Genomic DNA, 13,173 nt, shown 5'->3' with positions numbered 1-13,173 from the left:
GGATCACTCAGGCGCATCCTCGTGCACCTGCACACTGGCCGTCATCCCCGCGCTGAGGTTCATGCCTTCGGGAATGTCGTCGAGCCGGATGCGCACCGGTATTCGCTGGGCCAGCCTTACCCAGTTGAAGGTTGGCTCAACCTCTGGCAACAACTGGCTGTCAGGGTTGCTGTTCTTGTCGGTGATACCCCGGCTGATGCTTTCCACATGCCCCTGCATGGCCTCTCCTGCCCCCATCAACCAGACCTTCACCGAATCGCCCACACGGATGCGCGGCAATTTGGTTTCCTCGAAATAAGCCTGGATATAAAAGGTCGAGTCATCCACCAGGGCCATTACCGACTGGCCGGTATTGACATAGTTGCCCTGAGCCAGGCGCAAGTTGGTGATGTGCCCGCTGCGCGGTGCTCGCACTTCGCTGCGGGCAAGGTTGATTTTCGCCACCTGTAACTGAGCTTGCGCCTCATGCAACTCACCGCGGGCAATGGCGGCATTGATTTGCGCGTTTTCGCGCAGCTCGGCACTGATCGCCTCCGGCCCCAGCGCCGTGCGCCGCGCAGCTTCGCGCTCACGCAGATGCAACTGCTGGGTGCGTGTCTCGGCCACGGCGCTGGCCTGGTCGAACGCGGCCTGGAAGCGCTCGCGGTCTATGCTCATCAACAGCTCGCCAGCCTTGACCCGCTGGTTGTCCTGCACCTTGAGCTCACGCACCCAGCCCGACACATCGGGCGCGATGACCACCACGTCGGCCCGCACCCGTGCATCACGTGTCCATGGGGTGAGCATGTAGTACTGCCAGAGTTTATAGCCGGCCAGAACGGCAATGGCGACCAAACAGAGGGTCACCAGGATACGGACGACAGCACGCATCGAATCACTCCTTACAAAGGCCCCAGCAGGCGGACTACCAGATAGAGCACACAAACGAACAACGCCGCGTCGAACAGCGCTTCATGCCAGATCCAGCGCGCCAATGGTGTGGCTTGCACGACAAAGCGCAACAACCCGGTAAGCACCAGCGCCATCAGCACGTAGATCAGAAAAGGGCTGAGCAGCACGCCGCCCAATGCCCACTCACGCAACCCCATGGGCTTCCTCCTGCCAGCGGCACCATTTGCCCCAGCTTTTCTGCAACTGCAACACTGCCCCTTCGGCCAGGCGTAACGGGTCACTCGCCGGCAAGCGTCGTAGCGCCGCGATGAATCGCTCGCTGGCGGCATCCAGCCACTGCCCTCGGCCGGCCGCCGGCCCACTGGCCAAGACTGTTTCCAGTTGCTGCAGATATTCCCGTTCGGCATCCCCAAGCGGCGCCTGGGCGACCGCCAGGCACATGCGCAAGTGCACCAGTTCGTCGCCGATGTCCAGACCATGCAGGCCATCGTCCCAACGCTTGCGTTCGGCTTCTTGCAGCTCGCCGGCGTGCCGTGCCAATTGCATCAGGCGGTCGGCCATGCGCCCACCAAACCAGCTGTCGGCACCGCGCAGGTCACGCCGGGTCAGGCGCACCAGGTCGCTTTGGGTCGCCGCGCGCAGACGCCGCCCAAGCCAGGCCGGGTGACGGAACACCAGCAGGCGAAACGCCATGACCGCCGCACCTACGCCCACCAGCATGGCCAGGGCACTGTTGAGCATGGTCGCCACACCGAACTGCATGGCATTGAGCGGCGACACCAATACGATGAAGTGCAAGCAATAAGAAGTCGCCGTGGCGCCGGTGCGCGGGTGAGCCATACCCAGAGCACCAAAGAACAGAGGCACGCCCATGCCCAGGCACAGCAGGGCGAAACTGCTCCATTGCGGCAAGATGATCTGCCCCACCAGCAATGCCGTCGGGATCGCCAGCAGGATGCCACGCAAGAAGCTGAGGCCGATCTGCGCACCATTTTCACGGCTGGCGAACAGGCTGCAGACCACACACGTCAGCACCAGGCCACCGGGCGCGGAAGGCCAGGCAGTGGCAAGCCAGAAACCACTCATCACCAAAAATGCCAGCGCACTGCGGGAGCCGAACAGCAACGCCAGCGACCAGTCGCGGTGGGCTGCCAGCCCCTGCGCGACATCCTTCGGCGCCCTGCCCGCTTCGACATCATCAAGTGCCTGTGAGGCAGCCATGGCGTAGTCCAGTAGCAGGGTCATGCGGGCCAGGCAAAAATGCTCGGCAGAGCTGATCTGCTCATCATGCGCGGCGTCCCAGATGCGCTGACGCAACACCAACAGGCTCGGCTGATCGGGCTTGACCAGCAGGGCGCGCACTTCTTCCAGCCACGGGCCAAGACGCAGGGCTTGCTGTTCATCCAGCTGCTGCCACTGGCGACGCACCGAACGTGAAATCCGTAGCAGTACCATCAGTTTCTGGCTCAGGCCACGAATGGCTCTGGCCCGCTGGCGCCCGCGCGGGCCCTCGAACCAGGCATGTTCGCGCTGGGTATCGATGGCAACGAGGCGCCCGAGGATCTCCAGCAGGCCTTCGCGCGCCTGGTCTTCACCGCCAAGCATGGCACTGGCGGCCTGGAACCCGCTGTGCCAGGCCTGGCGCGCCTGCCCGGCAAGCTGCTGCTCCACCCGCATCGGCCAGAGCAAGGCGCTGGTGGCCGTTGCGCAGAAGATTCCCAGGCAAATCTCGGTACAACGCGCTACCGCCTGATCGAACACTTGCAGGGGCTTGTCGATCGCGGGCAAGGCGATGATCGCTGCGGTGTAGCCGGCCAGTACGAAGGCATACGCCCAGGCGCTGCGCAGTTGGGTCGAGGCCGCGGTACACAGGGCCAGCCACAACGCCAGCGTAATGAGAAAAAGCCAGGGCGTCTGGGCGAACAGCGCCATGAACAGCACCGACATGAAGGTGCCGACCAATGTCCCGGCCAAGCGTGCAAGGCCCTTCTGTACCACCATGCCCGACAGGGGTTGAGCGACGATGAACGCGGTCATCAGCGCCCAGGAAGGCTGCTCCAGCCCCCAGCGCATGGCCAGCCACAGGGCAAGGCCGCCGCCAAGCAGGGTTTTGATGGCGAATTTGATGGCGAGGCTGCTGGGTGCGAACAGGGCCTGGAGGGTGATTGGCACGAAACGGACCTTGCGGGGGCTGATCTGGTAAACGATAGACAACGGAGGGAAGGATAATGCTGAAACGAATAATTAGCTAGCTAATCATCTTTAAAGTGCTGTCATCTCGACCATCAAGACAAAAAAAATGGGCGACCGAAGTCGCCCTAAATGCCTTGCGTGCCCGTGAAGCTGGAAGGTCAGCGCGGCTTGCGCTTGTTCGAGTCCTTCCAGATGAAAATGCCCAGACCGGCAAAGAACGCGAACATCAGCCCGACCGTTACCACACCAGCGATAACCACATTGTCGAAGAACATGTCGGCCTCCCGATTCATTTGCCGTTGTCCGATGGATGCAAGGTAACGAATAAGGGGCGCGGGGGAATTGATCGAAGTCAATGGTGCCCGGGGCCGGGCACGCGAGGCGGGTGCAGGGTTGACCTGCGTCAAGTTTCAGCGCTTCTTGGGCTTGCTCTTGGGCTTCTTTTTCTTCGCCTTGCCCAGCGGCATGGCTTGCTCGAACGCCTGACGCACTTCGTTCAGGCGCTTTTCCTTGAGGTCGTGCACGCGCTTGGCACGTTCGGCATCGAAGTCGATGAGGTTGTCTTGGCTCATGGGTGGGCTCGAGGATCAACAGAGACTTGCATGATGCAGCCAGGCGTGGGTCATGACCAGCCCCGCGGCACAGGGCCCCTAGATTTCGATATCGACCAGCAGCCCCTGGCGCGTCTGCTCGCCCATCAGCGGAGCTACCGGTACCGTGTTGTCGCCGTTGACTTCGTCACCCGGCAAGGCGCTGTAGCGCTCGTCGCCCCTCTGTTGATGACGCCGCTGCTGCCGGCGCTGCTCCTCGCGCAGCAACAGGACCTGCTCCTGCGGGTCGCGTTGCTGTTTGAGGTCGATGGCGCTCTCACCTGATGCAGGCTGCGTGGGGACTACCGGCTTGATGTCCGGGGTCGGCTTGACCGGGTCCTGTTGCGAGGTCACTGGGGCGGCACTGAGCGGAATGATCGGCGGCAGCATGAGAATTCTCCTGTGCCCACTGTATCGGCCGGTTGTCAGCCGCCTTGAGCGTTGGCGAGCAAGGTAATGCGGCCGGCGTCGGCCATGTCATGCCAGTATAGACAGCGGCTACGGCACTTCGTCATAAGGGTCTTGATCACTTGGCGGGCTGGCCTCGCTCCAGGGGCGCTTGAAGACCTGCTGCCAGACCGCGTCCATGTGCTCGCGCAGCACTGGCGCCGCGTTCTTCAGCGAGGCACTGTCCTGGCGAACGCCACCGATCGGCTCTTCGCCTGCCGGGGTGATCAGCGACTGCCCGGTGATGGTGTAACTGGTCTGGCCCTCGCGCATCTCGATGGCGATGTCGTGGGGATCGATACCACCGCCGCAGAACGCATGGCTGGCCACCGTCACCTCGGCGATGCCGTCTTTGTTCAGGTCGCCCACATCGCTGACATCGTTGTAAAAGTCGACATCCAGGTCCAGGCCAGGGCAGGTGGTTTCCTGCTCGATCTGCCAGCGCGGCTTGAACCCATCGCCCTCGGTGTTTCGCCCGTACAGCGTGGCCTTGAGCACCACCTTGTCGACTTCCTGCTCGGACTCGGCATCGACCGCCTGGCCATCGCTGCGGCTGAGCACCAGCAGGCCTTCACCGTCCCGGTCACGGAAATGCACGCTCTTGATCGGTGTCTGCACCCCCAGCACTTCGAGCTGCTCCACCGGGATTGCAGGCAGGCTTTCGAAGTTTTTCTGCTCGCAAGCGGCCAGCAGCACGAGGCTGCCCACGGCCAGAGAAGCGTTCAACCAGCGGTGCTTGAGCGGCATGGCGTGGGTTGCCCTCATCGGCAAGACGGTATTGTGCGATGAAACAGCTAGACTCTTGGACTTCAACTCTATGGTCCGCCGGGCCTATCCGTTAACATAGCCGGCTTTTCATCGCGGGAGTTCAGGCAGTATGGCGCAGCAGTATCAACCGGGGCAACGCTGGATCAGTGACAGCGAAGCGGAGCTCGGCCTGGGGACCATCCTGGCCCAGGATGGCCGCTTGCTGACCGTGCTCTACCCGGCCACTGGCGACACCCGCCAGTATTCCCTGCGCAATGCGCCGCTGACCCGCGTGCGCTTCTCGCCAGGTGATCAGATCACCCACTTCGAAGGCTGGAAACTGACGGTACGCGAAGTCGAGGACATCGACGGGCTGATGGTCTACCACGGCCTCGACGGCCAGAACCAGCCGCGCACCCTGCCGGAAACCCAGCTGTCGAATTTCATCCAGTTCCGCCTGGCCAGCGACCGGCTGTTCGCCGGCCAGATCGACCCATTGTCCTGGTTCAGCCTGCGCTACAACACGCTGCAGCACACCAGCAAGCAGGTCCAGTCGTCGCTGTGGGGCCTGGGTGGCTGCCGCGCGCAGCCGATCGCCCACCAGTTGCACATCGCCCGTGAAGTGGCGGACCGCAGCGCCCCGCGCGTACTGCTGGCCGACGAAGTGGGCCTGGGCAAAACCATTGAAGCGGGCCTGGTGATCCATCGCCAGTTGCTGACCGGGCGTGCCAACCGCGTGCTGATCCTGGTGCCGGAAAACCTCCAGCACCAATGGCTGGTGGAAATGCGTCGGCGCTTCAACCTGCAGGTGGCACTGTTCGACGCCGAACGTTTCATTGAAAGCGACGCCAGCAACCCGTTCGAAGACGCCCAGTTGGCGCTGGTCGCCCTGGAATGGCTGGTCGAGGATGAAAAAGCCCAGGATGCGCTGTTCGCTGCGGGCTGGGACCTGATGGTAGTCGATGAAGCCCACCACCTGGTGTGGCACGAAGACAAGGCCAGCACCGAATACAGCCTGGTCGAGCAACTGGCCCAGGTCATTCCGGGCGTACTGTTGCTCACCGCCACCCCGGAACAACTTGGTCAGGACAGTCACTTCGCGCGCCTGCGCCTGCTCGACCCCAATCGCTTCCATGACCTGGCAGCCTTCCGCGCCGAAAGCGAGCACTATCGCCCGGTGGCAGAAGCCGTCCAGGAACTGCTCGACGAAGGCCGCCTGTCGCCCAAGGCCCACGCCACCATTCAAGGTTTCCTGGGTGCCGAGGGCGACGCCCTGCTGGCCGCCGTCAGCGATGGCGACAGCCAGGCGAGCGCCCGCCTGATCCGCGAACTGCTTGACCGCCATGGCACGGGCCGCGTCCTGTTCCGTAACACCCGCGCGGCCATCCAGGGCTTCCCGGAGCGCGAACTGCACCCCTACCCGCTGCCAATGCCAGAACAATACCGCGACCTGCCAGCCGGCGAGCACGCCGAGCTGTACCCGGAAGTCGCGTTCCAGGCCCAAGGTGAAGTCGGCGACGACGAGCGCTGGTGGCGTTTCGACCCTCGCGTCGACTGGCTGATCGACACGCTGAAGATGCTCAAGCGCACCAAGGTCCTGGTGATCTGCGCCCACGCCGAAACCGCCATGGACCTGGAAGACGCCCTGCGCGTGCGCTCCGGCATTCCGGCCTCGGTTTTCCATGAAGGCATGAGCATCCTTGAGCGCGACCGCGCCGCAGCCTACTTCGCCGACGAAGAGTTCGGCGCCCAGGTGCTGATCTGCTCCGAGATCGGCAGTGAAGGGCGCAACTTCCAGTTCGCCCACCACCTGGTGATGTTCGACCTGCCGGCCCACCCCGACCTGCTTGAGCAGCGCATCGGCCGCCTCGACCGGATCGGTCAGAAGCACATCATCCAGCTGCACATCCCTTACCTGCAGGAAAGCCCGCAAGAGCGCCTGTTCCAGTGGTACCACGAAGCACTCAACGCCTTCCTCAACACCTGCCCGACCGGCAACGCCCTGCAGCACACGTTCGGCCCACGCCTGCTGCCGATGCTCGAAGGCGGGGACAGCAAGCAATGGGATGGCCTGGTAGCAGAAGCCAAAGGCGAGCGTGAACGCCTGGAAGCAGAACTGCACAGCGGCCGCGACCGCCTGCTGGAGCTCAACTCCGGCGGTGCTGGCGAAGGCCAGGCGCTGGTCCAGGACATCCTTGAGCAGGACGACCAGTTCGCACTGCCGATCTACATGGAAACCCTGTTCGACGCCTTCGGCATCGACAGCGAAGACCACTCGGAGAACGCCCTGATCCTCAAACCGAGCGAGAAGATGCTCGACGCCAGCTTCCCGCTGGGCGATGACGAAGGCGTCACCATCACGTACGACCGTGGCCAGGCGCTGTCGCGCGAAGACATGCAGTTCCTCACCTGGGAACACCCGATGGTGCAGGGCGGCATGGACCTGGTGCTGTCCGGCTCGATGGGCAACACCGCCGTCGCGCTGATCAAGAACAAGGCGCTCAAGCCTGGCACCGTGCTGCTGGAGCTGCTGTTCGTCAGCGAGGTGGTTGCGCCGCGCAGCCTGCAGTTGGGCCGCTACCTGCCGCCTGCGGCGCTGCGCTGCCTGCTCGATGCCAACGGCAACGACCTGGCCTCGCGCGTGGCCTTCGAAACGCTCAACGAGCAACTCGAAAGCGTGCCTCGGGCCAGTGCCAACAAGTTCGTGCAGGCCCAGCGCGACGTGCTGGCCAAGCGCATCAGTGGCGGTGAAGCCAAGATCATGCCGACCCACGTCGAGCGCGTGGCAGAGGCGCAACGCCGCTTGGCCGCCGAAGCGGACGAAGAACTGGCGCGTCTGACCGCTCTGAAAGCCGTGAACCCAAGCGTCCGCGACAGCGAAATCGACGCCCTGCGCAAGCAGCGTGAAGATGGCTTGGCGATGCTCGAAAAGGCAGCGCTGCGCCTGGAGGCCATCCGCGTGCTGGTGGCTGGCTAAGCCTGACCGCAGGGAGCGGGAGGTGCCAGCGCACCTCCCGCTCCTTTATACCTCTGCGTTATCAACCTCATAACCAAATCGTTGCAATCAAAGAGCCATTACCCCGGAAGGTTTAATCACCGGTTCCTATACTCCTTTGTGGATAGTCTCCTGGGGATTGAATGGAGACCCGTGCGAACTCGACCATGGGGCACGCAATGGAATGGCTGGGACTGCAACTGTTCTCCGATGTGCCGGCTAGCGGCAGCATCGTCATCGACTGCCGTCATGAACCACTACTGATCCTGATCGCCTTCGCGGTGGCCAGCGCTGCCTGTTTCGCCACCCTGGACATGGCCGAGCGCCAGTCACACAGCGAACAACCGGCTGCACAGAGGCAATGGCGCATGCTGGGTGCCTGCTGCCTGGCCGGGGGTATCTGGGCGATGCATTTCATCAGCATGCTGGCGTTCAGGGCGCCGCTGGAGCTGCACTACGATGCACCGCTGACCGGCCTTTCGCTGCTGATTGCCCTGGGTGCGGCCTGGATGGCGATGACCAGCCTCGATCGCGAGCGCATGGGCCCAGAGCATTACCTGCAAAGCGCCCTGCTGATCGGCCTGGGCATCCTGCTGATGCACTTCGTCGGCATGGCGGCGTTGCAGACCGGGGCCAAGCAGTACTACCAAACCGAGCTGTTGCTGGCCAGCACCGCCATCGCCCTGCTGACCAGCCTGGCCGCACTGCTGATGGCCCGCTACTTCCGCAACGGCAGCGGTACGGTGCACCAAGCCCTGAAATATGGCGCGAGCCTGCTCATGGCCGGCGGCATCGTGGCTACCCATTTCACCGCCATGGCCGCCATGACGCTGGTCATTCCTGCCGACACCGCCCTGCGCTTGCCATCCGCCGACAACAGCCTGCAACTGGGCCTGACGGTGGCTTTCATCACCCTGCTGATCAGCGCAAGCAGCATCAGCGCTGCCTTGGCCGACAAAAAGCTGCAGAGCAAGGAACACGACCTGCGCAGGGTGAATATGCTGCTCAGCCAATTGGACCAGGCGCGCGCTTCTTTGCAGCAGGCCGCTCACTACGATGCACTGACCAGCCTGGTCAACCGGCGAGGCTTCAATCAGGTGTTCGCCGAACGCCTGGCCGAACAGGACCCCGAAGAGCATCGCCTGGCGGTGATGTTCCTCGATATCGACCATTTCAAACGGATCAACGACAGCCTCGGCCATGACGCCGGCGACCAATTGCTCAAGGTGATCGCCAGCCATATCAAAGCAGCCACACGCAGCCACGACCTGGTGGCACGCTTCGGCGGCGACGAGTTCTGCGTGGTGACCAGCCTCAATGGGCCTGACGAAGCACGCCACCTGGCACAGCGCATCATGCAGCGCATGAAGGACCCCATCGACCTGGGCGGGCGGCGCATGGTCATGACCACCAGCATCGGTGTCAGCATTTACCCCGACGACGGCCTCACCGCTGAAGAGCTGCTCAAGCATGCCGACCTTGCCCTGTATCAATCCAAGGGCAGCGGGCGCAACAGCCTGCATTTTTTCAACAGCAGCCTGAAAAACCGCGCCACCCTTGAACTGCAACTGGAAGAAGAACTGCGCATCGCCTTGCTTGAAGAACGTGGGCTGCGCGTGCATTACCAGCCCATCTATCACCTGGGCACCGGCCAGGTCGCCAAGCTTGAAGCGCTGGTACGCTGGCAGCACCCGCAGCATGGGTTGCTGAGCCCGGACCGCTTCATCGGCATTGCCGAAGCCAACGGCCTGATCGTCGACCTGGATCTCTGGGTACTACGCCACGCCTGCGATGACCTGGCGCAGTTGCATCGCCATGGCTTCACCGACCTCAAGCTCACGGTCAACTGCTCAGCGGTGACCCTGGGCCATGACGGCTTGCCCAAAGAAGTGGAAATGGCCCTGTTCCAGGCGGGGCTGGCCCCTCGACACCTGGAACTCGAGGTCACCGAGAATGCCCTGATGGGCGACATACAGCGCACGCTCAGCCTGCTCAAGCGAATCCGTGGCCAGGGTGTCAGCCTTTCGATCGATGACTTCGGCACGGGGTACTCGTCACTGGCTTACCTCAAGCGCCTGCCTCTGGACGTCCTCAAGATCGACCGCAGCTTTCTTCAGGACGTGCCGGCCAGCCTGAAAGACCGTGAAATCGTACAGGCGATCATCGCCATGGCCCATACCCTGCATCTTCAGGTGGTCAGCGAGGGTGTAGAAACCGTCGAGCAGCACGAGTTTCTGGCCGCCAACGGCTGCGACTACCTGCAAGGCTACCTGCTCAGCCGGCCGGTACCGCTGGCCGAGCTGCGGCCGATCCTGGAGCGGCTCGACCGCCAGGAAGCCGCCGTCAGCGCGTGTTGCGATACAGCTCTACCAGGGTCGCCGGATCTTTTTGCAGATACCCCTGGCTACCGTGCAAGCGCATCAATTGCGCGGCGAGGGCACTGAGCGGGGTGGCCGCGCCCTGCTCCCGGGACAGCTTGACCGCCCCATCGAGGTCTTTGAGCAACGTGCGCACGTGCCATTTGACCGGTTCGAAGCGGCGCTCGGCCATCTGCGGTGCCAGGATCTGCAGCGGCCTGGAGTCGGCAAAACCACCGGCCAGGGCTTGGGCGATCAGCGTCGCGTCCACTCCTGACTGCTCGGCCAACGCCACCACTTCGGCAATCACCAAGGCGTTGCAGGCCACGATCATCTGATTGCAGGCTTTGGTCACCTGCCCCGCCCCCACCCCGCCCATGTGCGTGACCCGCTGGCCAAGGGTAAGCAATACCGGGCGCGCTCGCTCCAGGTCGGCAGCCTCGCCGCCGACCATGATCGCCAAAGTGCCGGCCTCGGCGCCCGGCGTGCCACCGGACACGGGTGCATCCAGCCAAGCCATGCCGCACAAGGCGGCCAGCTCGGCAGCCATCTCGCGGGTGGCGGTCGGCTCAAGGCTGGACAAGTCGATCAGCAGTTGCCCACTGCGCCCACCCTGGGCGATACCTCGCTCGCCGAAAACCACCTCGCGTACCACCGCCGTATCCGCCAGGCACAGCAGCACCATGTCACTGCCCCGGCACAACGCCGCAGGATCTGCAGCCAGCCGGGCGCCGGCTGCGACCAGCTCGGCACACTTCTCCGGGCTGCGGTTCCAGACGGTCAGCGGGTAACCTGCGGCCAACAGGCGCCGACACATGGGCAGCCCCATCAGACCGATCCCGGCGAATCCAAGCGAAGGCAGTTCAGTGCTCATAACGACTCCTGGCAAATCCAATGGTTATCCGGGCCTTATCAGGCCCCATTACGCATCCCGTAAACTGTTACCGCCACGCCGAATTGTTACCTACCTCTACCCCAGCTGAACGCTGTCGAGCACCATAATGGGGCGACTGCGCATTTTTACGCACCAAAATCAACCGAAAGATTTCGCGCTCTTCACCTGAATCAGGATGAACGGCGAAATCACCACTGCCCATATCTCTGGATCGCGGGTTTGCAGGTCGAGCGCCTGTTCGGCCGAGACAGGGCCCACAGTGCCATCATCCCGCCATTTGGCGAACATCTCGCTGCGATTCTCAGCCATCACTTCGGCAACCGCTATCAGGTCCAGGCCAGGGTCGACCCAAATCAGGTCACCCTTTGCCCAGAAACGCTCCAAAGCTTTCCACTCGATAGTTGCCGTCTCGCCGAGCAATTTGGCATAGAGGGTGCTTGTTTGATCAGTCATGGGTTTTTACCGCAAATATCAGCCAATAAAAAAGGTCGGCATTTTTGCAGAAAAACCCGGTTTCAAATATGTAATTTGGTCGATTGGCCCAGAACTTGTGGGGTTGGGCCAAAGATGCAGGCAATCTAGTGGCGCCTTTCTGTATCTTTGTGTCGACCATGCGACAACCCGCGAAACAGGCGCTTTTCGCCCGCTTTTCAAGCGCTCGGGCAGCGCTCTACACTGTACCGGTACAGTTCCGGGACATGTTCCGGGGGAAGGTGGGCATGCAGTATGGCGTGGCCATACCGCGAGTCCCGCCCGGTCTGTAGCCCTGGCCGCCAGGACTATAAGAATTACAACAGAATGAGTGGAGCACTATGATCAAGATTTCCAAGCTGTTCGCCGCAATGGTACTGGCCGGGGTAGCCAGCCATTCGTTTGCCGCCGATACCATCAAGATCGGCATCGCCGGTCCCAAGACGGGTCCTGTGACCCAATACGGCGACATGCAGTTCATCGGCGCGAAACAGGCCATCAAGGACATCAACGCCAAAGGTGGCGTCGATGGCAAAATGCTTGAAGCCATGGAATACGACGACGCTTGCGACCCTAAACAGGCCGTGGCCGTCGCCAACAAAGTGGTCAACGACGGCGTCAAGTTCGTCATCGGCCACCTGTGCTCCAGCTCCACCCAGCCAGCGTCCGACATCTACGAAGACGAAGGCGTGATCATGATCACCCCGGCCGCCACCTCGCCGGAAATCACCGCCCGTGGCTACAAGCTGATCTTCCGCACCATCGGCCTGGACAGCGCCCAAGGCCCGGCCGCCGGCAACTACATCGCCGATTACGTCAAGCCGAAGGTCGTTGCAGTGCTGCACGACAAGCAGCAATACGGCGAAGGTATCGCCACTGCGGTCAAACAAACCCTGGAGAAGAAAGGCACCAAGGTTGCCGTGTTCGAAGGCCTGAACGCTGGTGACAAGGACTTCTCCTCGATCATCCAGAAGCTCAAGCAGAACAACGTCGACTTCGTCTACTACGGCGGCTACCACCCAGAGCTGGGCCTGATCCTGCGCCAGGCGAAGGAAAAAGGCCTGGACGCCAAGTTCATGGGCCCAGAGGGCGTGGGTAACGACTCGATCTCGCAGATCGCCCAGAACGCCTCCGAAGGCCTGCTGGTCACCCTGCCGAAGTCGTTCGACGCCGACCCTGAGAACAAGGCCATCGTCGACGCCATCAAGGCTGACAAGAAGGACCCGAGCGGTCCATTCGTGTTCCCGGCCTACTCCGCCGTGGAGCTGATCGCCAAAGGCATCGAGGCCGCCAAGTCCGAAGACACCGACAAGGTGGCAGACGCCATCCACGCCGGCTCCTTCAAGACCCCGACCGGCACGCTGTCGTTCGACGAAAAAGGCGACCTGAAAGACTTCAAGTTCGTGGTCTACGAATGGCACTTCGGCAAGCCGAAGACCGAAGTCTCCCCTCAATAACTGCGTGACTAAATAGCTGACCGTAAAAGCCCACTGTGCGAGCAGTGGGCTTTGTTTTACGAGGTTCATGGACCTGACTCCCGCGATCCGGGGGCCGGTTCACCTGAAAATCTTAAAACCGTCACTCGCG

The 13,173-nt window shown here is 62.5% G+C and carries 12 protein-coding genes; 3 read left to right on the top strand and 9 right to left on the bottom strand.

What is annotated here, in order from left to right:
* Positions 1 to 3: 3 nt before the first annotated feature.
* The 7 genes from ABRP30_RS05730 to ABRP30_RS05700 all read right to left on the bottom strand — a co-directional run bounded on the left by ABRP30_RS05730 (position 4) and on the right by ABRP30_RS05700 (position 4,868).
* On the bottom strand, positions 4 to 870 hold the full coding sequence (locus ABRP30_RS05730; RefSeq protein WP_349976641.1) for an HlyD family secretion protein: 867 nt from the start codon (positions 868 to 870) through the stop codon (positions 4 to 6).
* Between the two features lie 11 nt (positions 871 to 881).
* The gene (locus tag ABRP30_RS05725; protein ID WP_241804917.1) at positions 882 to 1,088 is read right to left on the bottom strand and encodes a DUF1656 domain-containing protein; all 207 of its coding nucleotides are present in this window, start codon (positions 1,086 to 1,088) and stop codon (positions 882 to 884) included.
* Positions 1,075 to 3,063, bottom strand: a complete 1,989-nt coding sequence (locus ABRP30_RS05720; RefSeq protein ID WP_267821492.1) for an FUSC family protein — start codon at positions 3,061 to 3,063, stop codon at positions 1,075 to 1,077. The genes ABRP30_RS05725 and ABRP30_RS05720 overlap by 14 nt, the downstream gene beginning before the upstream one ends.
* Positions 3,064 to 3,242: 179 nt before the next feature.
* Positions 3,243 to 3,359, bottom strand: coding sequence for a cytochrome c oxidase subunit CcoM (gene ccoM / locus ABRP30_RS05715; RefSeq protein ID WP_008097462.1), 117 nt, complete (start codon positions 3,357 to 3,359; stop codon positions 3,243 to 3,245).
* Between the two features lie 135 nt (positions 3,360 to 3,494).
* A complete protein-coding gene (locus tag ABRP30_RS05710) occupies positions 3,495 to 3,656 on the bottom strand; it encodes a hypothetical protein (protein WP_012313081.1) in 162 nt (53 codons plus the stop codon).
* Positions 3,657 to 3,734: 78 nt separating this feature from the next.
* Positions 3,735 to 4,064, bottom strand: a complete 330-nt coding sequence (locus ABRP30_RS05705) for an aspartate-semialdehyde dehydrogenase (RefSeq protein ID WP_241804915.1) — start codon at positions 4,062 to 4,064, stop codon at positions 3,735 to 3,737.
* Positions 4,065 to 4,172: 108 nt separating this feature from the next.
* A complete protein-coding gene (locus tag ABRP30_RS05700; RefSeq protein WP_241804933.1) occupies positions 4,173 to 4,868 on the bottom strand; it encodes a M949_RS01915 family surface polysaccharide biosynthesis protein in 696 nt (231 codons plus the stop codon).
* A gap of 130 nt (positions 4,869 to 4,998) precedes the next feature.
* On the opposite strand from ABRP30_RS05700, the gene rapA reads away from it, so the two are divergent.
* Both rapA and ABRP30_RS05690 read left to right on the top strand, forming a co-directional pair.
* Positions 4,999 to 7,845, top strand: coding sequence for an RNA polymerase-associated protein RapA (gene rapA / locus ABRP30_RS05695; protein WP_349976639.1), 2,847 nt, complete (start codon positions 4,999 to 5,001; stop codon positions 7,843 to 7,845).
* Positions 7,846 to 8,042: 197 nt separating this feature from the next.
* Positions 8,043 to 10,307, top strand: coding sequence for an EAL domain-containing protein (locus ABRP30_RS05690; RefSeq protein ID WP_349976638.1), 2,265 nt, complete (start codon positions 8,043 to 8,045; stop codon positions 10,305 to 10,307).
* On the opposite strand, the gene ABRP30_RS05685 is transcribed toward ABRP30_RS05690, so the two are convergent.
* On the bottom strand, positions 10,207 to 11,094 hold the full coding sequence (locus tag ABRP30_RS05685; RefSeq protein ID WP_349976637.1) for an NAD(P)-dependent oxidoreductase: 888 nt from the start codon (positions 11,092 to 11,094) through the stop codon (positions 10,207 to 10,209). The two genes, ABRP30_RS05690 and ABRP30_RS05685, sit on opposite strands and share 101 nt — an antisense overlap.
* Before the next feature lie 159 nt (positions 11,095 to 11,253).
* Positions 11,254 to 11,568 (bottom strand): DUF2288 domain-containing protein, encoded by a 315-nt coding sequence (locus ABRP30_RS05680; RefSeq protein WP_349976636.1) that lies wholly within the window; start codon positions 11,566 to 11,568, stop codon positions 11,254 to 11,256.
* 359 nt (positions 11,569 to 11,927) lie between these two features.
* Here ABRP30_RS05680 and ABRP30_RS05675 point away from each other — a divergent pair, with 359 nt between their 5' ends.
* Positions 11,928 to 13,043, top strand: a complete 1,116-nt coding sequence (locus tag ABRP30_RS05675) for a branched-chain amino acid ABC transporter substrate-binding protein (protein ID WP_349976634.1) — start codon at positions 11,928 to 11,930, stop codon at positions 13,041 to 13,043.
* Positions 13,044 to 13,173: the final 130 nt, after the last annotated feature.

Source organism: Pseudomonas sp. WHRI 8519, from assembly GCF_040224055.2.
Taxonomy (GTDB): Bacteria; Pseudomonadota; Gammaproteobacteria; order Pseudomonadales; family Pseudomonadaceae; genus Aquipseudomonas; species Aquipseudomonas putida_X.
Note: the sequence above shows the minus strand (reverse complement) of the source record. Positions and strands in the feature narration are given on the sequence as shown.